The 22,835-nt window shown below is 42.1% G+C and carries 19 protein-coding genes, 5 tRNA genes and 1 pseudogene; 19 read left to right on the forward strand and 6 right to left on the reverse strand.

Going from position 1 to position 22,835, the window contains the following annotated elements:
* Nucleotides 1-54 precede the first annotated feature (54 nt).
* The 5 genes from accD (at nucleotide 55) to purF (ending at nucleotide 5,322) form a co-directional block, all read left to right on the forward strand.
* Entirely contained in the window at nucleotides 55-930 is an 876-nt protein-coding gene (accD, locus tag BWD47_RS09935) for an acetyl-CoA carboxylase, carboxyltransferase subunit beta (protein ID WP_036969857.1), read from the forward strand.
* A 25-nt stretch (nucleotides 931-955) separates the two neighbouring features.
* Complete coding sequence (folC, locus tag BWD47_RS09940) at nucleotides 956-2,221, forward strand: bifunctional tetrahydrofolate synthase/dihydrofolate synthase (protein ID WP_065978798.1); 1,266 nt, start codon at nucleotides 956-958, stop codon at nucleotides 2,219-2,221.
* Between the two features lie 11 nt (nucleotides 2,222-2,232).
* Complete coding sequence (locus tag BWD47_RS09945) at nucleotides 2,233-2,901, forward strand: SPOR domain-containing protein (RefSeq protein ID WP_036969853.1); 669 nt, start codon at nucleotides 2,233-2,235, stop codon at nucleotides 2,899-2,901.
* 381 nt (nucleotides 2,902-3,282) lie between these two features.
* Entirely contained in the window at nucleotides 3,283-3,777 is a 495-nt protein-coding gene (locus BWD47_RS09950) for a CvpA family protein (protein ID WP_036969851.1), read from the forward strand.
* A gap of 18 nt (nucleotides 3,778-3,795) precedes the next feature.
* The gene (gene purF, locus BWD47_RS09955) at nucleotides 3,796-5,322 is read left to right on the forward strand and encodes an amidophosphoribosyltransferase (RefSeq protein ID WP_065978800.1); all 1,527 of its coding nucleotides are present in this window, start codon (nucleotides 3,796-3,798) and stop codon (nucleotides 5,320-5,322) included.
* Between the two features lie 78 nt (nucleotides 5,323-5,400).
* On the opposite strand, the gene BWD47_RS09960 is transcribed toward purF, so the two are convergent.
* Entirely contained in the window at nucleotides 5,401-6,000 is a 600-nt protein-coding gene (locus BWD47_RS09960; protein WP_036969848.1) for a Yip1 family protein, read from the reverse strand.
* Nucleotides 6,001-6,231: 231 nt separating this feature from the next.
* Here BWD47_RS09960 and miaE point away from each other — a divergent pair, with 231 nt between their 5' ends.
* Entirely contained in the window at nucleotides 6,232-6,990 is a 759-nt protein-coding gene (gene miaE, locus BWD47_RS09965; protein ID WP_075593900.1) for a tRNA isopentenyl-2-thiomethyl-A-37 hydroxylase MiaE, read from the forward strand.
* On the opposite strand, the gene BWD47_RS09970 is transcribed toward miaE, so the two are convergent.
* Genes BWD47_RS09970 through BWD47_RS09980 form a run of 3 tightly spaced genes read right to left on the reverse strand, consistent with a single transcriptional unit; the run spans nucleotide 6,987 to nucleotide 9,110 of the window.
* Entirely contained in the window at nucleotides 6,987-7,778 is a 792-nt protein-coding gene (locus BWD47_RS09970; protein WP_036969846.1) for an ABC transporter substrate-binding protein, read from the reverse strand. The two genes, miaE and BWD47_RS09970, sit on opposite strands and share 4 nt — an antisense overlap.
* Before the next feature lie 49 nt (nucleotides 7,779-7,827).
* Nucleotides 7,828-8,565 carry a UDP-2,3-diacylglucosamine diphosphatase gene (locus tag BWD47_RS09975; protein ID WP_036969843.1) on the reverse strand — a complete coding sequence of 246 codons (738 nt, stop codon included), beginning with the start codon at nucleotides 8,563-8,565 and terminating at the stop codon, nucleotides 7,828-7,830.
* A 53-nt stretch (nucleotides 8,566-8,618) separates the two neighbouring features.
* Nucleotides 8,619-9,110 carry a peptidylprolyl isomerase gene (locus BWD47_RS09980; protein ID WP_036969841.1) on the reverse strand — a complete coding sequence of 164 codons (492 nt, stop codon included), beginning with the start codon at nucleotides 9,108-9,110 and terminating at the stop codon, nucleotides 8,619-8,621.
* 176 nt (nucleotides 9,111-9,286) lie between these two features.
* On the opposite strand from BWD47_RS09980, the gene cysS reads away from it, so the two are divergent.
* On the forward strand, nucleotides 9,287-10,666 hold the full coding sequence (gene cysS / locus BWD47_RS09985; RefSeq protein WP_075593897.1) for a cysteine--tRNA ligase: 1,380 nt from the start codon (nucleotides 9,287-9,289) through the stop codon (nucleotides 10,664-10,666).
* A 140-nt stretch (nucleotides 10,667-10,806) separates the two neighbouring features.
* A complete protein-coding gene (locus BWD47_RS09990; protein ID WP_036969839.1) occupies nucleotides 10,807-11,676 on the forward strand; it encodes a DMT family transporter in 870 nt (289 codons plus the stop codon).
* Nucleotides 11,677-11,739: 63 nt separating this feature from the next.
* Here the strand turns inward: BWD47_RS09990 and folD are convergent, their stop codons facing one another.
* A complete protein-coding gene (folD, locus tag BWD47_RS09995; RefSeq protein WP_036969836.1) occupies nucleotides 11,740-12,594 on the reverse strand; it encodes a bifunctional methylenetetrahydrofolate dehydrogenase/methenyltetrahydrofolate cyclohydrolase FolD in 855 nt (284 codons plus the stop codon).
* Between the two features lie 340 nt (nucleotides 12,595-12,934).
* Between folD and BWD47_RS10000 the strand changes: the two genes are divergently transcribed.
* The 11 genes from BWD47_RS10000 to ppiD all read left to right on the forward strand — a co-directional run bounded on the left by BWD47_RS10000 (nucleotide 12,935) and on the right by ppiD (nucleotide 22,503).
* A tRNA-Pro gene (locus tag BWD47_RS10000) sits at nucleotides 12,935-13,011 on the forward strand.
* Between the two features lie 51 nt (nucleotides 13,012-13,062).
* Nucleotides 13,063-13,139 (forward strand) — tRNA-Arg (locus BWD47_RS10005).
* Nucleotides 13,140-13,162: 23 nt separating this feature from the next.
* A tRNA-His gene (locus tag BWD47_RS10010) sits at nucleotides 13,163-13,238 on the forward strand.
* 15 nt (nucleotides 13,239-13,253) lie between these two features.
* A tRNA-Pro gene (locus BWD47_RS10015) sits at nucleotides 13,254-13,330 on the forward strand.
* 39 nt (nucleotides 13,331-13,369) lie between these two features.
* Nucleotides 13,370-13,446: transfer RNA gene (locus tag BWD47_RS10020), tRNA-Pro, on the forward strand.
* A 391-nt stretch (nucleotides 13,447-13,837) separates the two neighbouring features.
* A complete protein-coding gene (gene tig, locus BWD47_RS10030) occupies nucleotides 13,838-15,142 on the forward strand; it encodes a trigger factor (protein ID WP_036969831.1) in 1,305 nt (434 codons plus the stop codon).
* 274 nt (nucleotides 15,143-15,416) lie between these two features.
* Complete coding sequence (gene clpP, locus BWD47_RS10035; protein WP_036969828.1) at nucleotides 15,417-16,034, forward strand: ATP-dependent Clp endopeptidase proteolytic subunit ClpP; 618 nt, start codon at nucleotides 15,417-15,419, stop codon at nucleotides 16,032-16,034.
* A 135-nt stretch (nucleotides 16,035-16,169) separates the two neighbouring features.
* Complete coding sequence (gene clpX / locus BWD47_RS10040) at nucleotides 16,170-17,453, forward strand: ATP-dependent protease ATP-binding subunit ClpX (protein WP_036969827.1); 1,284 nt, start codon at nucleotides 16,170-16,172, stop codon at nucleotides 17,451-17,453.
* 143 nt (nucleotides 17,454-17,596) lie between these two features.
* Entirely contained in the window at nucleotides 17,597-19,957 is a 2,361-nt protein-coding gene (gene lon / locus BWD47_RS10045) for an endopeptidase La (RefSeq protein ID WP_036969826.1), read from the forward strand.
* A gap of 188 nt (nucleotides 19,958-20,145) precedes the next feature.
* Entirely contained in the window at nucleotides 20,146-20,442 is a 297-nt protein-coding gene (locus BWD47_RS10050; RefSeq protein WP_256213542.1) for an HU family DNA-binding protein, read from the forward strand.
* Nucleotides 20,443-20,601: 159 nt separating this feature from the next.
* Nucleotides 20,602-22,503 (forward strand): peptidylprolyl isomerase, encoded by a 1,902-nt coding sequence (gene ppiD / locus BWD47_RS10055; RefSeq protein ID WP_075593898.1) that lies wholly within the window; start codon nucleotides 20,602-20,604, stop codon nucleotides 22,501-22,503.
* Between the two features lie 46 nt (nucleotides 22,504-22,549).
* Here ppiD and BWD47_RS10060 read toward each other — a convergent pair.
* A pseudogene (locus tag BWD47_RS10060) lies at nucleotides 22,550-22,835 on the reverse strand (IS4 family transposase); the annotation flags it as partial.

Consider the following 22,835-nt stretch of genomic DNA (forward strand, 5'->3'; position numbering starts at 1 on the left):
GTGGTATTTCACTTTAGCAGACTGCGACACAGAACAGTATTAAGAGAGTTGCAAATGAGTTGGTTAGAAAAAATCTTACCTAAAACGACTAAATCGTCAGGTCGAAAAGAAATCCCTGAAGGGGTTTGGGCTAAGTGTACAGACTGTGATTCAATTTTATATAAAGCAGAATTAGAAAAAGCACTCAATGTATGCCCTAAATGCGATCACCACATGCGTTTAAGTGGTCGTAAGCGTCTTGAAAACTTTTTAGATGACGCTGACCGCCAAGAAATTGGTGCACAGCATGAGCCAAAGGACGTTTTAAAGTTTAAAGACTCTAAAAAGTATTCAGATCGTATCACGCAGGCGCAAAAAGTAAGCGGTGAAAAAGACGCACTTGTTGCAATGAAAGGCCGTTTAAAAGGTATTCCAGTCGCTGCTGTTGCATTTGAGTTCTCATTTATGGGTGGTTCAATGGCGTCGGTTGTAGGTGCACGCTTTGTTGATGCTGTTGACCAATGTTTAGAGCACAACATGCCGCTTATCTGTTTCTCTGCATCGGGCGGTGCGCGTATGCAAGAAGCATTAATGTCATTAATGCAAATGGCTAAAACAAGTGCAGCTTTAGCTAAAATGAGCGAAAAAGGCTTGCCATTTATTTCAGTATTAACAGACCCAACGATGGGCGGTGTATCTGCATCACTTGCCATGTTAGGTGACGTTAATGTCGCTGAGCCAAAAGCATTAATTGGTTTTGCAGGCCCACGCGTTATTGAGCAAACAGTACGTGAAACGCTTCCAGAAGGTTTCCAACGCAGTGAATTCTTGTTAGAGCACGGTGCAATTGACATGATAGTTGACCGCCGTGAAATGCGTGACACCCTTGCTCGCATCCTCGCAAAATTTATGAACTTGCCTTCTACCGAACAAGAGCATAGAGTAGCGTAAATTTCAGCTTAACTGATTACACGCTATGACAGAAATCCTTCCTAGCCAATCATCGAGCCTTGATGATTGGCTTTGTTATTTAGAAAGTATCCACCCTGCAAATATTGAGATGGGCTTAGAGCGCGTTGCACGCGTTGCTAATCAAGTCGATTTACTCAATAGCCCTAGCAAAATTATCCTTATCGCAGGTACGAATGGTAAAGGCACGACTGCGCGTTGTCTTGAAAGCCTTCTTCTGGCGCAAGGCTTTAGTGTTGGTACGTATGCTTCTCCTCATTTAATTCGATATAACGAGCGAGTGCGTATTAACGGACAAGAGCTGGACGATCAATTTCATGTTGATGCGTTTGATATGCTCGAAAAAGGCCGAGGTGACACGTCACTGACTTATTTTGAATATGGCACCTTAGGCGCGTTAGCTATCTTTAAACGCCATGCTGTTGATTACGTGCTGTTAGAAGTCGGGTTAGGTGGACGATACGATGCAACAAATATTGTTACACCGCATGCCTGTGTTATTACAACCATCGACCTTGATCATAAAGAATACCTAGGTGATACACGTGAGCTTGTCGGTTACGATAAAGCCGGTATTTTTCGTAACAATACTCCCGCAGTTGTTGGCGATTTAAATATTCCTCATACGGTTACCGATTACGGTAATGAAATTAACGCGGATATGGTGTTATCTGGCCGTGATTTTACTTTTGCCGAGGACGCTGACGGGTTTAATTGGCAGTATCAGGGAAATAACTGGCGCTTTGCAAAGCCTGCCATCCCTTGTCAAAACGCTGCAACTGCACTGACGTTATTAAGCAAGCTTGCACTTTTACCACGTGAGCAGCAGGTGCGTGAGTGCTTGGCAAATTTAACGGTAGAAGGGCGCTTTCAACAATTAAGCGACACACCACGTGTTTTTACCGATGTTGCACATAATCCTGAGTCAGCACGTTATTTAGCGCGCAAATTAAGCGTGTATAAAGATCAAGGGTTTAAAATTCATGCATTAGTCGCTATGCTTGCAGATAAAGATAAAGTGGCTGCGATGTCGGCCGTGGCAGATGTGGTTGATGAGTGGTCATTAGCGAGCTTAGATTGTTTTCGTGGAGACACAGTTGAAAATCTAGCGAAGGCACTGGCTGAGACACCATCGACAGCACCCAGCACGCATTACCCTAATGTAGAAGCTGCGTTGGATAAAATAGTGCAAACAGTCGATGCGAATACCTTAGTGATTGTGTTTGGTTCGTTTATCACTGTGGCTGCAGCCATTAACTACTTTAAAAAATAGAGAGGAATTCGGTGAACGCAGGGTTTATTAATCGCTTAGTAGGGACCACCATTGTGGTTGTAGCGGCTATTGTCTTTATTCCAAATATTTTGGATGGAGAGAAGGTTCATTACACAGACGGCTTTAAAGCGATCCCTGAACGCCCAGAGTTCACGACGATTGACTTACAAGAGGCGATTGATAATAAGGTCGCCTCAACAGAGCAGCCCTTAGCAGCGCAGGTAGAAGATATTCAGGCTGATGACGCAAAGCTTGCTTCAGACCACGTTAAACAAATCGATGAACCCGCCAAAATGGTCGAAGCATCGACAGACGACACCGTGACTATTGCTAAAATAGAGCCTAAAGCGGAAGTTAAAACGCAAGTTAAAGCGCAGCCTAAGCCTGCTGAAAAAACAGCAGAACCGGCACGCAAAGCCGAAGAAAACTTGACGCAAATGGCTTATGTGATTCAACTCGGTAGCTTTTCGCACGCTCCAAACGTTAAATCACTGCAAGAAAAGCTAAAAGCAAACGGCTTTAAAACCTTCACTCGTCCAATTAAGACCCCTAATGGCACTTTAACAAAAGTCTTTGTGGGTCCGTCACTGAATAAGAAAGAGCTTGAGAGTAAACTGCCCGAGTTAAAACAGCTAACCAAGTTAAATGGCAAAGTTACTCAGTTTGAAGTAACAAAGTGATCTAACCTAAGTTGCACGCTTTCATACCAATGCGCTTATTTAGTTCCTTAAAGTGATTTAGTCTAATTGCGGATTGGTATAACCCCTTAACCCCTTAACCCCCTAACGAATCCTGTAACAGCGACAAGGGGGCTTTCACCGAACGGGTGGCGATACAGCTCAAGTATCATTTAAGTTGCCACAACACCGTATAGCCCCCCTTGTAACGTGCCAAAGGGCATGGCTAAAACATGTTTTTACTGCCTTGTTGATTTAGCCAAGATATCACTATTGCCTGCAATCAATGCCTTGTCTAAATACGTTTTATATCATGCTGAAATCTTGCATCTACAGGTGGTTTGGGTATAGAATGCGCCCCAAATTAACGACTAGTTGGTTATTATGATCTGGGTTGATTACGCCATACTTGGCATCATTGCACTGTCTACCATCATTGGCTTAATACGTGGCTTTGTAAAAGAAGCAATGTCATTGGCTGTATGGGCTGGCGCATTTATCATCTCTAGCTTGTTTTACCAATATTTAGCATCCTTCCTAACAAGTATTTCAGAACCCCTTTTAAGAAATGCTGCCGCAATAGCCATATTATTTTTTGCGACACTCCTGTTAGGTGGATTACTAAACTATATTTTAGGTGAGCTTGTACAACGTACTGGTTTATCTGGCACCGACCGTGTTTTTGGCATAGTGTTTGGTGCGCTTCGAGGCGTGTTGGTCGTGAGCGCGTTACTCTTCTTTCTTGATGCTTTTACCGGTGCACCTAATACGCATTGGTGGGGCAACTCTATTTTGATTCCAGAATTTGGCTTTGTTGTTGAGTGGTTCTTTTCGTACCTCGAAAACAACTCAAGTTTTTTAAATTCTGTAAACCGTTAATCGGCGAGGATAAATTTAATGTGTGGTATCGTTGGCATAGTCGGAACTTCTCCTGTTAATCAGGCGATATATGATGGCTTAACTGTTTTGCAACACCGCGGTCAAGATGCAGCTGGCATCATTACCATTGAAAACAACACGTTTAGCTTACGTAAAGCCAATGGCCTAGTTAAAGATGTATTTCATACCCGTCATATGAAGCGTCTACAAGGAACGATTGGTATTGGCCATGTTCGCTACCCGACAGCTGGTTCATCTAGCTCGTCTGAAGCGCAACCTTTCTATGTTAACTCGCCATTTGGTATTGCACTTGCGCACAATGGTAACTTAACAAATGCAGAAGCATTAAAGCAGCAATTATTTTCAGAAGCTCGCCGTCATGTTAATACAACATCAGACTCTGAAATCTTACTTAATATCATGGCGCATGAGTTAAGTAAGCCAAATAAATTAAAGCTTGAAGCACAAGACATTTTTGATGCTGTCACTGAAGTAATCAATAAAGTAAATGGTGGCTATGCAACAATTGCAATGATCATCGGCCACGGTATTGTTGCTTTTCGTGACCCGAATGGTATTCGTCCGTTAGTATTTGGTAAGCGTGAAACGGCAAACGGCACAGAATATATGTTTGCATCAGAAAGCGTCGCATTAAAAACAGACGGTTTTGAGTTTGTACGTGATGTTGCGCCAGGCGAAGCGATTTATGTGACTGAAGACGGTCAGCTTTTCTCTCAACCTTGTGCTGAAAAAACGAGTTACTCGCCTTGTATTTTTGAGTTTGTTTACTTTGCTCGCCCAGATTCAAACATTGACCGTATGTCAGTGTATGCAACGCGTGTCAACATGGGTACCAAACTCGGTGAAAAAATTGCACGTGAATGGGCCGATAAAGACATTGACGTTGTGATCCCTATTCCTGAAACATCATGTGATGTCGCACTGGAAATTGCTTCTGTACTTAACTTGCCATACCGCCAAGGTTTCGTTAAAAACCGTTATATTGGTCGTACATTTATCATGCCTGGCCAAGAAATGCGTAAAAAGTCAGTTCGCCAGAAATTAAATGCGATTGACCGTGAGTTCAAAGGTAAGAATGTACTGCTTGTAGATGACTCAATTGTGCGTGGTACTACCTCAGCGCAAATCGTTGAGATGGCACGTGAGTCAGGTGCTAAAAATGTATACTTTGCTTCAGCAGCGCCTGAAATACGCTTCCCGAACGTGTACGGTATTGACATGCCTTCGGCTGCTGAGCTGATTGCGCATGGCCGTGAAGTAGAAGACATTAATGCAAGTATTGGTGCAGATGGCCTAATCTATCAGTCACTTGATGACTTAATCTCGGCAGTAAGCCAAGAGAACCCTGAAATCACACGTTTTGAAACATCGGTATTTGATGGTCAGTATATTACGGGTGATATTGATCAGGATTATTTAAACCGCATTGACCGCTTACGTAATGATTCAGCGAAATCAACGCGTGAAAATGCAATGTCGTCAGGTTTAGAGTTACACAATCAAGAAGAGAATGGTGCTGATTAATTAGCAACTCGCTTGAATAATAAAAAAGGAGCTTGCGAGCTCCTTTTTTGTTTGTGGAAAGAAAGGATTTAATTCTCGTTAGGTAAACATAGGATGGACAATGCCGTTAGTCCACAAAATAGCGGTTGCAGCTAAAATAATGACCAATAAAATCAGTCCGCATGTGACCACTGAACTGGCATAAATAAAACCTCGCTCCTCAGGGATATGCATTAAAATGGGCACCCCTGTGTAGAGTAAATATACCGAGTAAGCAAGCGCGACCAAGCCTACACACACGACAAACCACAGCTCGGGTAGAAATGCAGCAAGCGATGACATAAACACCGGTGTTGCCGTATACGCAGCAAGTTCCAAAGTTTGTGTAAAGGTCGGTTTTGCACCAAACGTAACGGCCATCCAATGCGCAAGGTAGGCCAGCGCAAATACGCCTACTATTAGTGCAAAATACATCGCAACCGCGATAAGCAATGCACTATCATGGGTCAAAAAGACTGCCTCACCTGAGCCAATGCTCCAACCCAAATGAACTGAAGAGTAATACCCCATAATAGAGGGGATACACGCGATAAGTAAGATATGTGATAAGCTGTAACGCAAGCTTTCATGCCGATTATCAATGGTTTGCCACTCTTCGAGTGGATGAGCATATAAGCCCCATAGATGGTTTAGAATCATAATTGTTGCCCCTGTAAAAAAGGAATATGAGCTGTTTTATTTTTGTACAGCTTTGATTAAGTTATGGTTCACTTATTAAATCTTGTCAAGAAGCTGAAATAATCGAATACTCAGTTAAGATGTAACTCTTTAGTGCATATAAGAAATTACTTTTGCCCTGATTTGGGTCATGGAGTGAAACGATATTTATGTGGTAAAATGCACGCTTGTTTGACGATGAGAATAGAATCAGTGCCTTACTCTGCATTATTAGCCCCGATACAGTCATTTTTGCAATGCGAAACACCCGATGAGTGGATTGTTGCGGCAACCAAAAAAGAAAACTTAGATATCGTATTAATCGATCACTTAATTTGTGAATTAAAAGCGGCACAGAGTGCGATGTTTTTAATTCGTAAGTATGCGGTTGATAAAGAAAGTGCGGATGCGTTACTTGAGTGGTTAAAGCCCTTTGAAACACTTATTTATAAGCGCGACGGCGATTGGCGTGAGCTTGCAGATAAAAACAAGCTGACTAAGTCGATGATCCCAAAATCGGATTCACCTTATGGGCAAGATCTCATTGATAAAATGGTGATGCTTATTAAAGAAGAGCTGCATCATTTTTATCAAGTGCTTGAGATTATGGATGAATATGGCATTGAGTATAAAAGTATTACCCCATGTCGTTATGCCAAAGGGATGCTGCGCCACGTAAAAACTTACGAGCCAGATGCCTTAGTTGATAAGTTAATTATTGGTGCCTACATTGAAGCACGCTCGTGTGAGCGTTTTGCTAAATTAGCGCCGCATGTTGATAAACGCTTAGGTGATTTTTATATTTCATTGCTGCGCTCAGAAGCGCGTCATTACCAAGACTATTTAACACTTGCGCAAGAGATCAGTGAGTTTGATATCAGCGAGCGTGTCGAATTTTTTGCGCACATTGAAGCTGAGTTAATTTCAAGGCCTGATGACGATTTTAAATTTCACAGTGGGGTGCCTGCTTAAGGCATCTCAGTGCGAATAAATGGTGAGTAGAAGGCTTGTTTTTCTTTGTCACTTAGATGATAACGATTAAGGATTATTTCTGCTTGGCCATTGTTAATTATTTCGACCAAGCCTTTTTCTAATTCGTTTTGAAATTCAATTGATTGAGGATGGCTTTTAGCTGAAATGATATAAAGTTGATGAGTCGCAATATTGGGTTTTAACGCGGTAATAACCACATCGCTGTTTTGTAATTTACTATTATGTGCGAGCCAGTATTCAGCCACTTCTTGCGTACCTGCTACGAGGTCAACCCGTTCTTGCTGAAGCAAGTAAAGGCTTTCAACTAAATCACGTGTGGTTGTAATACCTAATGTTGTGTTGTTCGTAAATTCTTCACTACTTACATAATCTTCTCCTTTACTTATCGTGTAAGGCAGGAGAGATTCGAGAGAGCCATCGTATCGAATTACGGCATCTTGGCGCTTAAACAAAACAACATTGGCAAAGCCAAGAGGTTTTGAATAATAAAATACTTTGGCTCGCTCTTCTGAGTAAAAAGCACCTAGAACAGCAATGTGCTTATGTCGTTTGGCTAATTTAAGTGCCCGAGCCCACTGTGTATATTCAATGACGGCTTTTTTATTTTGACTTTTTAAAGCGGCAATAACCACCTCATGAACCCAACCCGGTTTTTCACTATTATCGATTAGAAAAGGTGGGAAAGGCTCTGTGACTAACCGCCAAGTTTGGCTATTGAGTGTAAAGCAAACTAGTAAGCAGCACAGGCATGTTAATCGTGTAATCATAAAACGGCACGCTTTAAACGGAGACTCTGTTCAAGCATAGCTAAAATTCTTACGATTTAAAGGGGGTGTGGACGAGTTCTTGATTGTTGGGGGTTACTCTTAAATATGAGCCTTGTTCATACCAGTCACCTAACACAGTACGAATTAACGTTTTACCATTAACAGTGTATTGATGAACATTTGGGCGGTGTGTATGACCGTGGATCATATTGGCAACGTGGTGCTTTTTGAACATGGCAAGAACAGCTTCTTCGGTTACATCAAGAATTTCGAGTGCTTTACCTGCTTGGCTTTGTTTTGACTTTTCGCGGGCGTTACGGGCAATTTTCTTTCTGTACCATAGTGGCATCGCTAACATGAGCTTAGGCCACCACCAACCACGACTTTTTTTACGAAACTTTTGATATTCAATATCTTGAGTACACATTTCATCGCCATGCAGTAGCACCGTCGGCGTGCCATATAAATCAATAACAACCTGTTCAGGCAGCAACGTCATATTGGCGCTGTTGGCATAGCCGTCACGCATAATAAAGTCTCGATTGCCGTGTATGAAAAAAAGCTCAGTACCACTTTCAGCTGCTTGTCTTAAGTGTGCAGCCACACGTTCTGAAAGTGTCGTTTGATAGTCATCACCAACCCAAACTTCAAAAAAATCACCCAGAATATATAACGCATCTACGTCATCATTAATAATCTTGTCATCAAGAAAATCAAAAAATGCCGTGGTGATATCAGGGCGGTTTTCTGTTAAATGGAGGTCGGCAATAAAATAGCTCTGTTTCATAGTCACTCGCAAAAAAGCGGGCTTAAGCCCGCTTATAAAGACTCACCGTTAGCTTAGCTAACAGTTACTTTTTCGATAATTACATCTTCAAGTGGTACGTCTTGGTGGAAGCCTGCGCTGCCAGTCGCAACACCTTTGATTTTGTTTACGATGTCCATACCTTCAACTACTTCTGCAAACACACAATAGCCCCAGCCTTGTGAAGTTTCGCTGCTGAAGTTTAAGAAATCATTGTCGTTCACGTTAATGAAGAACTGTGCAGTCGCTGAGTGTGGATCAGGCGTACGTGCCATGGCTAATGTACCAACTTTGTTTGCTAGGCCATTGTTTGCTTCATTTTGAATAGGGTTATTAACTTCTTTTTGAACCATACCTGGCTCAAAACCACCGCCTTGAACCATGAAACCATCAATTACACGGTGGAAAATAGTGCCGTTGTAAAAGCCTGCGTTTGCATACTCTAAAAAGTTTTTAACAGTGTTTGGTGCATCGCTTTCGTGCATTTTGATGGTGATATCACCAAAGTTTGTGTGTAGAACAACCATGAGGTTTCCTATATCTGGTTTAATAATGCCGTTATTTTATAGCACTTAGCTAAGATTAACAAAGTGCTTGTTGAGAAGATTAACAAAGTGCTTGTTCAATTGATAAAGCGCTAGAGCAGTGGCTTTGCAAGTGTTACCATAGAGAATCTCGAAACACCGTTAAGGACATTTTATAAATGGTACAAATTTACAACACACTTACACGACAAAAAGAACAGTTTAAACCCCTTGTTGATGGCAAAATCGACATGTATGTGTGTGGTATCACTATTTATGATTACTGTCACATTGGACATGCGCGTACTTTTGTTGGCTTCGACGTTATTGTCCGTTACCTGCGCCATATTGGTTACGACTTAAAATATGTCCGCAATATTACGGACGTTGATGACAAAATAATCAAGCGTGCTCATGAAAACGGTGAGTCTATAAATGACTTAACAGTCCGTATGACTAAAGCGATGCACGAAGACTTTGATAGTTTAAACATGCTTCGTCCTGATGTTGAGCCAACGGTAACCAACCACATGGATGAAATCATCGCCATGGTTGAGCGTTTAATAGCGAAAGGTCATGCTTACGTAGCAGCTGACGGCGATGTATTGTTTGATGTATCAACATTTGAGCAATACGGTGCACTTTCACAGCAAGACTTAACTATGTTGCAAGCGGGTTCGCGTGTTGAAGTTGCGCAAGATAAGCAAGATCCGCTTGATTTCGTACTTTGGAAAAGAGCCAAGCCAGGTGAGCCTTCGTGGTCATCGCCATGGGGTGAGGGTCGTCCTGGTTGGCATATTGAGTGTTCGGCAATGAGCTCTAAACATTTAGGTGAGCATTTTGATATTCATGGGGGAGGATCAGATTTACAGTTCCCTCACCACGAAAACGAAATTGCTCAATCATGCTGTGCAAACAACCGTAAGTACGTAAATACCTGGATCCACACAGGCATGGTGCAGGTAAATAAAGAGAAGATGTCTAAGTCATTGAACAACTTCTTTACCGTACGTGACGTACTAACAGAGTACGATGCTGAGTCGGTTCGTTATTTCTTAATTTCGGGTCATTACCGCAGCCAACTTAATTACTCGCAAGAGAACCTTGAGCAAGCACGCTCTTCATTAGAGCGCATTTACACGGCATTACGCGGTGTAACACCTGTTGAGTGTGAATTAGCCGACAATGAATACGTTACAAAATTCAGAAAAGCAATGGACGATGACTTCAATACACCTGAAGCATTACCTGTGTTATTTGAATTAGCAAAAGAGCTTAACCGTGTGAAAGACAGCGATGCAGAGCAAGCTGGAAAATTAGCTTTTGTGCTTCGTAGTATTGCCGAAGTATTAGGTGTTGCGCAGCAAGACCCAGAAGCTTTCCTGCAAGGCGGTCAAGACGATGACGAAGTAGCACAGATTGAGGCCTTAATCATGCAACGTAATGAAGCCCGCGCTAACAAAGATTGGGCCGCTGCTGATGAAGCACGTGATGCGCTAAATGCGTTAGGTGTGGTGCTTGAAGACTCTGCTGGAAAAACAACGTGGCGTAAAGCGTAAACACTAAGCTAAAATTGAAACCGACAAAAGGTTGCCATATTGGCAGCCTTTTTTGTTTTTAGTTTTTTATTTTTAAGTATTGACCTCAATAAAGGTTGAGGTTTTATTTTATCGCTATTGTGCATTTACAAGGACTTACATTGAATATTTTTCTTGCCATGATCCCCGCTTTTTTATGGGGTACAACTTATGCGGTGACAAAATATGCGACCCCTGATTGGCCGCCGTTATTATTAGGTGCGTTACGCGCATTACCCGCAGGGTTACTTTTATTATTAATAAAACCAAGCTTTCCTCGCGCGCGTCAATGGCCCAGCTTACTCGTTTTAGGCGCTATAAACATCGCCCTGTTTTTTGCGTTTATCTTTATTATGGCGATTAATCTTCCTGCAGCAATTGCAGGTGTTGGCATGGTGTCGGTCCCCGTGGTCGCACTTTTATATGCATGGATAGCAAAAGGACAGCGACCTGCAAAGCCTCAAGCTATTAGTGCAGCCGTATTAGTCGTGCTTGCATGGTTATTGTTCGACCCCGCTTATGTCGCTTTAAATGCACTGGGTGTCGGTGCTTTATTGGGGGCATTACTGACGATTGTGATTGGCAGTACCCTTGTACAAACCTTATCAGTCAGTATTCATTGGTGGGTGGTGCTTACATGGCAGTTAATTATTGGCGGTACTATTTTATTACTCGCTGCGGTTATAGACGGCAGCTTCATTAATCCAACAAATTACCACAGCGTTTTTGAGCCTATTTCAACGCTACAATACAGTGCATTATTTTGGCTTATTGTGCCCAATACAGCGATTGCCTATATTTTATATGTATGGTTACTTGGGCGTATGAGTGTGGCTGAATTTTCGTTTGGCACGATTGCGAATCCAATTGCAGGGATCATCTGTGCAATTATTTTATTAAATGAGCAATACCAACCATGGCAGTATCTGATTATGTTTACGATGATTATTTTTTCGGTGTTGCCGCAAATGCTAAAACTTAAACGCGTGTAAACGTATTCGTTTCACAATAAAAAAGGGTTGCCATGTGGCAACCCTTTTTACAATCAATCATTATTAGCTGTGATATTTTTCACATGCTTCAAGGGTGTTCTCAATGAGGCTTGCAACAGTCATCGGGCCGACACCACCTGGCACAGGCGTGATGAAGTGCGCTTTTTGTTCGGCAATATCATATTGAACATCACCCACAAGTTTGCCAGATTCAAGGCGGTTAATACCTACATCAATGACGATAGCGCCTTCTTTAACCCAGTCACCAGGAATAAATTCGGGTTTACCTACAGCCACCACCAATAAGTCTGCACGACGCACATGAGTTTCTAAATCCTGCGTGAATTTATGACACACCGTTGTTGTACAACCGGCAAGCAGTAACTCAAGTGACATAGGACGACCAACAATGTTCGATGCACCAACCACAACCGCATGCATGCCTTTATAACGCACACCCGTAGAGTCGAGTAGGGTAATAATCCCTTTAGGTGTACAGGGGCGAAGTGCTGGCATACGCTGTGCTAAACGGCCAATGTTATAAGGATGGAAACCATCAACATCTTTATGAGGGGTAATACGTTCAAGAATCTTCTCTGCATCAAGACCTTGCGGCAAAGGAAGTTGAACTAAAATGCCGTCTACTTCTTTGTCTTCATTAAGTTGATCAATTAATGCGAGTAAGTCTTGCTCTGTCGTGTCGCCAGGTAAATCGTAAGATTTAGAAACAAAGCCGACTTCTTCACAGGCTTTGCGTTTTGAACCTACATATACTTGGCTTGCTGGATCTTGACCAACTAACACGACTGCGAGTCCTGGAGCACGTAAACCGTTTGCAACACGCGCTGCAACTCGTTCTGCCACATTACTGCGTACTTGTTTAGCTATTGCCTTACCATCGATGATGTTTGCCGTCATGGGTGACCTTTCATTGGGGTTAGTTAACTTGATACTGATACATCAAAATATGATCATCCGAATAAGGGGCATGGATATAACAAACACGTTTGTTTGATCATATTTTATTATGCTGCGTATTTTCGCAGAAAAGCTGCATAGCGCCAAGATGCAATATGATATAAAGCGTCTATTTATAAAAAAGAGTTCAAATTTTAGCTTATATTTGCAATATTTAACCATTATGAACTAAAAGTGACCGATTGAATTATTTTCTTAAAAAAATGTTTGACCTGACTCGGCCAAATCACTATTATGCACCCCGTTGTTAACGAGGTCACTCGCAAACAATAGTAAGTATCGGCGATTAGCGCAGTTTGGTAGCGCACTTGGTTTGGGTCCAAGGGGTCGCAGGTTCAAATCCTGCATCGCCGACCACTTCTTCTTCAAGAAGCGGTTGCTTACAGGCAAACTTTTGAAGTTTTCGATGTGCCCGTAGCTCAGCTGGATAGAGCAACGCCCTTCTAAGGCGTTGGTCGAAGGTTCGAATCCTTCCGGGTGCGCCATTTGAAAATATGTAAATGCCGTGGTGATTGTAGCTCAGTTGGTAGAGCCCCGGATTGTGATTCCGGTTGTCGTGGGTTCGAGCCCCATCAGTCACCCCAATTTACACACAGTATCGGCGATTAGCGCAGTTTGGTAGCGCACTTGGTTTGGGTCCAAGGGGTCGCAGGTTCAAATCCTGCATCGCCGACCACTTTCACTGTGGTTGTATTTTTAAAACTTCTCTTTATATCGGCGATTAGCGCAGTTTGGTAGCGCACTTGGTTTGGGTCCAAGGGGTCGCAGGTTCAAATCCTGCATCGCCGACCACTTTCTACTAGTATATTCATCTTGGTAATCTGAGCGTTTCATGCGCTAAATTAATACCGCTTAGTCATTCCCTTTTTAAACATTCTGATTTAATTAATCACCTTACTTTGCTGATAATTTTACGTTCGTTTTTTGTTCGTTTAAACGCTGATTGCCGCTATATAGACCAAATAATTGCCCCCTAGACTCGACTATCAAAAATATTAGGTTATAATGCCGCGTCTATTGTTTAACATAGTGCCCATAGGGGCAGAGCAGCAATGGTATCTCATGGTTACAATGCGTCGTTTTAAGTTGAATTTTTCAGCGTTAAAACTTGCTATCACTCATGGAGATCACCTTGTTTGTAAGGAAGGCGAACAGTCGCCAAAATTGAAGATTGAGGTAAATCATGCAAGTTTCTGTTGAGACGACTCAAGGCCTTGAGCGCCGTCTGACCATCACCGTTCCTGCAGAGAACGTTGAGACTGAAGTAAAAAAACGCTTACAACAACTGTCTAAAACCCAGCGTATCGATGGTTTCCGTCCTGGTAAAGTTCCAGCGTCTATCATCAACAAACGTTACGGTGCTGCAGTACGTCAAGAAGTTGCGGGCGAATTAATGCAACGCAACTACATCGAAGCAATCGTTTCTGAAAAAATCAACCCAGCGGGTGCACCAACTTTCGCACCAAAAGCGTTAGAAGCAGGTAAAGATTTAGAATTCGATGCAACGTTTGAAGTGTACCCTGAAGTTGAAATTCAAGGTCTAGATAAAATTAACGTTGAAAAACCAGCTGTTTCTGTTACTGACGAAGACCTAGCTAACATGCTAGAAACGTTACGTAAGCAACACGCATCGTGGACTGAAGTTGACGCTGCTGCAGGTGAAAAAGATCGTGTAACTATCGACTTCGTTGGTTCTATCGATGGTGAAGAGTTTGAAGGCGGTAAAGCTGAAGACTTCCCTCTAGAACTTGGTCAAGGTCGTATGATCCCAGGTTTCGAAGACAACATCGTTGGCAAAAAAGCGGGCGAAGAAGTTGTTGCTGAAGTAACATTCCCTGAAGAATATCACGCTGAAAACCTAAAAGGTAAAGCGGCTTCTTTCACTATTACTGTGAAGAAAGTTGAAACTCAAGAGCTTCCTGAGCTTAACGAAGAGTTCGCAACTAAATTCGGTGTTGCTGAAGGCGGCGTTGATGCACTGAAAGAAGAAGTTAAGAAAAACATGTCACGTGAGCTTGACCAAGCGGTTAAAGCTAACGTGAAAGACCAAGCTATCAAAGGTCTTTTAGCGAACAACGAAATCGACGTGCCAAAAGCACTAGTAGATCAAGAAATTGATGCTCTACGTCAACAAGCGGCACAACGTTTTGGCGGCAACGCTCAAAACATGCCTGAGCTTCCAGCTGAGTTATTCCATGAGCAAGCTGTAACTCGCGTTAAAACTGGCCTATTACTAGGTGAAGTGATTAAAGCGAACGAGCTTAAAGTTGATGACGCAAAAGTTGAAGCGTTAATTGCAACAGTGGCTTCTGCATACGAAGATCCAACTGAAGTAGTAGAATACTACAAAGCAAATGATCAACTAATGCAGCAAATGCGCAACGTAGCGATGGAAGAGCAAGCAGTTGAAGCTATCCTAGCTAAAGCAAACGTGACTGACGTTGAAAAAGCATTCGACGACATCATGAATCCACAGCAAGGTGCTTAATAAGTCATTGACTTAAGCTCTCGCTAGCGATTAAATGGCTCGTGTTACACTGTATTTATACAGCGTACTCGGGCCATTTTAGTTTGTGGTGGCCAGTTTCACCAAAACCAACAATACTTATGTTAATGCGCAACATTAAACATAAAGGATTGAAAATACATCTTTGTGTTCGCATATACTTAAATAGATTGAAAATACGCGTAAATTAACATTAGTATAAATGTGCTTTCCTTATAGTAAGGATGAGTCGCAGCGGATAAGGAATTAAATAAGAATGAACAGCGGTATGATAGACCCTCTAAACGCATTAGTCCCTATGGTTGTTGAGCAAACAGCAAAGGGTGAGCGCTCATATGATATTTACTCACGTCTTTTAAAAGAGCGCATTATTTTCTTAACAGGCCAAGTTGAAGATAACATGGCAAACTTGATTCTTGCGCAAATGCTGTTTTTAGAGTCAGAAAATCCAGAAAAAGATATTTATCTTTATATCAACTCGCCAGGTGGCTCGGTCACTGCAGGCATGGCGATTTACGATACAATGAATTTCATTAAGCCTGATGTCAGTACTATTTGTGTTGGCCAAGCGGCGAGCATGGGAGCCTTCTTGCTATCAGGTGGCGCTAAAGGCAAACGTTTTTGTTTACCTAACTCGCGTGTGATGATTCACCAACCACTTGGTGGTTTCCAAGGGCAGGCGTCTGATTTTGAAATTCATGCCCGTGAAATTTTATCAATTAAAGATAAACTAAATCGCTTGATGGCTGAGCATACGGGTCAGCCGTTAGACGTGGTATCGCGCGATACCGACCGTGACAACTTTATGAGTGCAAGCGAAGCGGTTGAATACGGTCTCGTTGATTCAGTATTTTCTAGTCGCGAAACAAAGTAATCTGAATAGCTAATGATATCGTATTATTAGCTATCACCCTTTACTATGCGAAAACTTATATTCTTTGATATAGTTAACCATAGTGAATTAGCAGCAGTTGCGTGCTGCTGCCAACGTAAAAAATGAGGTAGCTGAATGTCTGACACTCCTACAGACGGCGACAAAAGTAATAAATTGTTATACTGCTCTTTTTGTGGCAAAAGCCAGCATGAAGTTCGCAAATTAATTGCAGGCCCTTCAGTATACATTTGTGATGAATGTGTTGAGCTGTGTAACGATATAATCAGGGAAGAGATCAAAGACATTGCGCCGAAACATAGCGCGTCTGATAAACTGCCTGTGCCGAAAGAAATTCGTAATCACTTAGATGATTATGTGATTGGCCAAGACCACGCGAAAAAAGTACTGTCGGTTGCGGTATACAATCATTATAAACGTCTTCGTAATCAAACCATCAACGCTGATATTGAACTTGGTAAAAGTAATATCTTGTTAATTGGTCCTACAGGTAGTGGTAAAACATTACTTGCAGAAACGATGGCTCGTTTACTTGATGTGCCATTCACTATGGCTGATGCCACAACACTAACCGAAGCCGGTTATGTGGGTGAAGACGTCGAAAATATTATTCAAAAATTACTGCAAAAATGTGATTACGACGTCGAAAAAGCGCAACGTGGTATTGTTTATATTGATGAAATTGACAAGATTTCTCGTAAATCAGACAACCCGTCAATCACCCGCGATGTATCAGGCGAAGGTGTACAACAAGCACTTTTAAAACTGATTGAAGGCACGGTTGCCTCTGTACCACCGCAAGGCGGTCGTAAGCATCCGCAGCAAGAGTTTTTACAAGTTGATACGTCGAAAATCTTATTTATCTGTGGGGGTGCATTCGCAGGCCTAGATAAAGTGATTGAGCAGCGTAGTCACAAAAATACGGGTATTGGCTTTGGTGCTGAAGTTAAACAATCATCTGGCAGCCGCAGCTTAAGTGAGACATTTAAAGATGTTGAGCCTGAAGATCTGGTGAAGTACGGTTTAATTCCTGAGTTCATTGGTCGTCTACCGGTTGTTGCAACGTTAACAGAGCTGGATGAAGCCGCACTGATTCAAATTCTAAGTGAACCTAAAAATGCTTTAACTAAACAGTTCTCTGCATTGTTCGCAATGGAAGACGTTGAGCTTGAGTTCCGTGAAGATGCTTTATCAGCGATTGCGCACAAAGCAATGGAGCGTAAAACAGGTGCACGTGGCTTACGTTCAATCGTAGAAGGTGTATTACTTGATACCATGTATGAACTTCCTTCGATGGATGATGTAAGCAAAGTGGTAATTGACGAAACGGTTATTAAAGGTGAGTCAGACCCAATTTTGATTTACCAAAGTGGTAATCAAGACAAAGCGGCATCTGAATAAATTTGAAATAGTTCAAAATTTAAGCGGTTAAACATAAAAAAGGAGCCAATGGCTCCTTTTTTTATAAATATGTTGAACTTTCCCTTACATATCCCCATATACTTGAGTAATCTTTAAAATAAATGAAGTGCGAAGAGAATATAATGACGCTTGAGAGAACAGATCGAGTTGAAATCCCCGTGTTGGCACTGCGCGATGTAGTGGTATACCCGCACATGGTGATCCCGCTATTTGTTGGTCGTGAAAAATCAATAAAATGCTTAGAAGCGGCGATGGACAAAGACAAACAAATTTTCCTAGTGGCGCAAAAAGACGCCTCTGTTGATGATCCGCAACAAGATGATATCTACCGTGTTGGTACCATAGCCACAGTACTTCAGTTATTAAAGCTACCTGATGGCACCGTTAAAGTGCTTGTAGAAGGCACGCAGCGTGCGAGCGTCGAAACGTTTTTAGATAACGATGATTTCTTCGTTGCTGAGGCGCAGTTCATTGAATCAAGCCACATTGATGAGCAAGAGCAAGATATCTTTATTCGTAGCGCTATTAGCCAATTTGAAGGCTATGTGAAACTCAATAAGAAAATCCCACCTGAAGTACTAACTTCTGTGTCGGGAATCGATGAGGCTGCACGTTTAGCAGATACGATGGCAGCGCATATGCCACTTAAAGTGCCAGAAAAACAAAAAGTACTTGAGATTTCTAATGTAACAGAACGTCTTGAGTACTTAATGGCCTTGATGGAAGGTGAGATAGACTTACTGCAAGTTGAGAAGAAAATTCGTACTCGCGTTAAAAAGCAGATGGAAAAATCGCAGCGTGAGTACTACCTCAACGAGCAAATGAAAGCGATTCAAAAAGAGCTTGGCGAGCTGGATGATGTACCAGATGAATTCGAAGCAATTAAAAAGCGTATCGAAGAATCGGGCATGCCAAAAGAAGCGCAAGAGAAAGCAAGTGCTGAACTTGCGAAGCTGAAAATGATGTCACCTATGTCGGCAGAAGCCACCGTGGTTCGCTCATATATTGATACGCTTATCAATGTGCCATGGAAAAAACGCTCTAAAGTGAAAAAAGACTTAGCGGGTGCGCAAAAAATTCTTGATACCGACCATTACGGTTTAGACAAAGTCAAAGAACGTATTATTGAGTATCTTGCAGTCCAACAGCGTACTAATAAATTAAAAGGCCCAATTTTGTGCCTAGTGGGTCCACCGGGTGTGGGTAAAACATCACTAGGACAGTCTATTGCGCGCTCTACGGGTCGTAAATATGTTCGTATGGCTTTAGGTGGCGTACGCGATGAAGCTGAAATACGTGGTCATCGTCGTACTTACATTGGTTCAATGCCGGGTAAGTTGATTCAGAACATGACCAAAGTTGGGGTTAAAAACCCACTGTTCTTATTAGACGAAATCGACAAGATGTCTTCTGATATGCGTGGTGACCCAGCTTCAGCATTGCTTGAGGTATTAGACCCAGAACAAAACAGCCATTTTGCTGATCACTATTTAGAAGTCGATTACGATTTATCTGATGTAATGTTTGTTGCTACATCAAATAGCTTTAATATTCCGGGTCCATTATTAGACCGTATGGAAGTAATTCGTTTATCGGGCTACACCGAAGATGAGAAGCTAAATATTGCCAAGCAGCATTTAATTCCAAAGCAAGTTAAGCGTAATGGTCTTAAAGATAGCGAAGTTGAGATTGAAGATAGCGCCATCATTGGCATTATTCGCTACTACACCCGCGAAGCTGGTGTGCGTAATCTTGAACGTGAAGTGTCTAAGCTGTGTCGTAAAGCAGTGAAAAATATTTTGCTTAATAAAGACATTAAGAAAGTCACCATTGACGAAGACAACCTAGAAGAATTCCTAGGTGTGCAGCGCTTTGATTATGGTAAAGCAGAAGATGGTGATCGTATAGGCCAAGTAACGGGTTTAGCGTGGACTGAAGTAGGCGGTGACTTATTAACGATTGAGTCAGCCGCAGTGCCTGGTAAAGGCAAACTAACGTACACGGGATCGCTGGGCGATGTGATGCAAGAGTCAATTCAAGCAGCAATGACTGTGGTGCGTAATCGCGCGGATAAATTGCGTATCAATAGTGACTTTTACGAAAAACGTGACATACATGTCCACGTGCCTGAAGGTGCAACACCCAAAGATGGCCCAAGTGCGGGTATTGCCATGGTGACAGGTTTAGTATCGAGCTTAACGGGTAACCCGGTACGTTCTGATGTTGCCATGACGGGTGAAATCACTTTACGTGGTGAAGTACTTCCAATAGGTGGCTTAAAAGAGAAACTTTTAGCTGCCCACCGTGGCGGTATTAAAACCGTTATTATTCCAAAAATTAACGAACGTGACTTAAAAGAGATCCCTGATAACGTTTTAGAGGGTCTTGAAATTCACCCAGTTACATGGATTGATGACGTTTTAAAGATAGCTTTGAAGCACCCAGTAGAGAGTTTTTCAGTCGAAACTGAAAAAAACCAGTAAAAAACAGCAAAAAAGTGCTTTTAGGGGCTTTTCAAATACAAAGGGTATGATAAGTTAAGCACTAGTTTTCAAGCCTAGGCCTTATGTGGCCTAGGGTTGAGAAAAATATAATAACCTGAGCATAAACTTAACTTGCTCATAAATTTTCAAAACAGTGATGTTAATTAAAAAAACAATCGCTCTTGATAATAACAATGAAAGAGGATGATATTGTGAATAAATCTCAATTAATCGATCAAATCGCAGCTGATGCTGACATTTCTAAAGCGGCTGCTGGTCGTGCACTAGATTCATTCATCGAGGCTGTTTCAGGCGCTCTTAAAGATGGCGATTCAGTGGCGCTAGTTGGCTTTGGTACTTTCTCAGTACGTGAGCGTGCAGCGCGTTCAGGTCGTAACCCACAAACTGGTGAAGCTATCCAGATTGCAGCAGCAAACATTCCTTCTTTCAAAGCAGGTAAAGCGCTGAAAGACGCAGTAAACTAATCAGCAAAAGATTAGTAAGGTGAGAGATACCTAATCACACTTAAATTGAATTAGGTAACTTAGCACCAGTTACTTCAAGTGAAAAAGCGTATCTGGTAAGATACGCTTTTTTTACATGAGCAGGGTTAATTTGTACCTGATCAGAATAGAGATAGATAAATGCTTGAGAAAATCAGAGAAGGTTCGCAGGGACCTGCAGCCAAAATTATTTTAGGCGCGGTGATTTTATCTTTTGCTTTAGCTGGGATCGGTGGTTATTTAGGACAAACCACAGAGCAACCCGTTGCAGAAGTAAATGGAGTTAAAATTAGCCAAACCGAATTCAGCCGTGCTTATCAAAATGAGCGTAATCGTTTAGAGCAACAATTTGGTGAATATTTTGCGCAAATCGCAGCCGATCCAAATTACATGGCACAAATCCGCCAAGGCGTAATTGACCGTTTAGTACAACAAGAATTGCAAACTCAACTAGCGGCAGAATTAGGTCTTCGTGTTAGTGACGAAAGTGTCCGTAAAGCTATTTTAGAAATGCCTTACTTTCAAGTGGGTGGCCAGTTTAATAACGACCGCTATCTACAAGTGCTTCGTCAAATGAACTTTCAACCAGATACTTTTAGAGAGTATCTACGTGAAGATATGACGCGTAGCCAACTTGTGGGTGCTGTTGCAGGAACTGATTTCGTATTAGAAAACGAATTAAACAACAGTGTTGCACTTCAACAACAAACGCGCAGTATCGATTACCTTGTTGTTACTAAAGAGTCGTTACAAGAAGGCGTTGAAGTAAGCGAACAAGAAATTGCTGATTACTATGACCTAAATCAACCGCAGTTTTTAGCACCTGAGCAAGTATCAGTGAGCTACATTGATTTAAATGCGGCGAATCTGAGCCTAGATTCAAGCGTGTCAGAAGAAGATGTAAAAGCGTATTACGATCAAAATAGCGCGCAATATATTGAGCCAGAAAAACGCCGTGTTTCACATATCTTAATTGATAATAGTGAAGACGATGATGCTGCAAAAGCGAAAGCAGAAGAGTTACTTGCACAACTTAAAAATGGTGCAGACTTTGCGCAGCTTGCTGAGTCGTCATCAGACGATGTCGTGAGTGCTGAGATGGGCGGTGATCTTGATTGGATAGAGCGCGACATGATGGACCCTGCGTTTGAAGAGGCAACATATGCACTTGCAAACAAAGGTGACATTTCTGATGTTGTAGAATCTGAGTTTGGTTATCACATCATCAAACTGACAGATATTCAAACACAGCAAGTAAAACCTTATGCTGACGTAAAAGGCGAGTTACGTGCTGAGCTGGAGCGTTCTAAGAAAGTGAATGCTTTCTATGAGAAGCAAACAGAAATGGGTGAATTAGCGTTTGAAATCTCTGACACATTAAACGATGCAGCAGAAGCGGCAGGTGTTGAAGTTCAAAAAACAGAGCTAGTAACGCGTAACGCATTACCAGAGCCACTTAATAACCCACAAGTTATTGCGGCAATTTTCTCTCCAGAAGTGTTAGAAGATCGCATGAACTCAGAAGTGATTGAAGTGGGTGATGAGCATGCTGTTGTTGTTCGAGTGAATGATCACAAACCAGCAACGACGAAGCCACTTGCAGATGTTTCAGAGCAAATCAAAGCGACGTTAGTTGCGCAGAAAGCATCTGAACTTGCTAAAGATAAAGCACGCACTCTGTATGCAGATATTGAAGCAGGTAAAAGCTTAAGCGATATTGCGGCAGCTGAAGGCTTAGAAGTTCGCCAAGAAGCGGCGTTAGCACGTCAAGCGTACACCGTTTCACCCGCTATTGTTCAACAGGCATTTAGAATGGCACACCCACAAGGTGCACCCGTGACAGATGTTGTTGATTTAAATAATGGTGACTCTGCGATTGTTGCGCTTAAAGCGGTGAATGAAGCTCAAAGCAGTGATATTAATGAGCAACAAAAACAAAACATCACAATGGCGCAAGTAAATAAAAACTATATGGTATTTATTGCTGCACTCAAAGCGCAAGCTGATGTAAAAGTACCTAAAGCTGCTCAACCTACAGAGTAAGCTATTAGTTAGCTAAATGAAGAGGCGCCTTATGGCTGTCTCTTGATCACAACTTTTCACCGAGAGACATTGCTAATTCATAGCCTTCAAGGATGGTTTGAAGTTTAAACCATCCTTGCCATAACACGTTGACAGATGCACGCCCTGTGCGCTTGGTATCTTTCCAGCCTCCTAGCTTTGCCAGTTCTTGATACGCCCATGACATATTTGGAGCGGTTGAAGGCAATGGTGTTTTTATTCTCTTTAACCATAATAGCTTCCATGCTTTGGGAGATAACAGTTGTTCACAACTTGGAGAGTCTGGCTGCTCATTGGCGAACTTTAGTTGCAAT

This window comes from Pseudoalteromonas sp. PAB 2.2, from assembly GCF_001938575.1.
Lineage (GTDB): Bacteria > Pseudomonadota > Gammaproteobacteria > Enterobacterales > Alteromonadaceae > Pseudoalteromonas > Pseudoalteromonas lipolytica.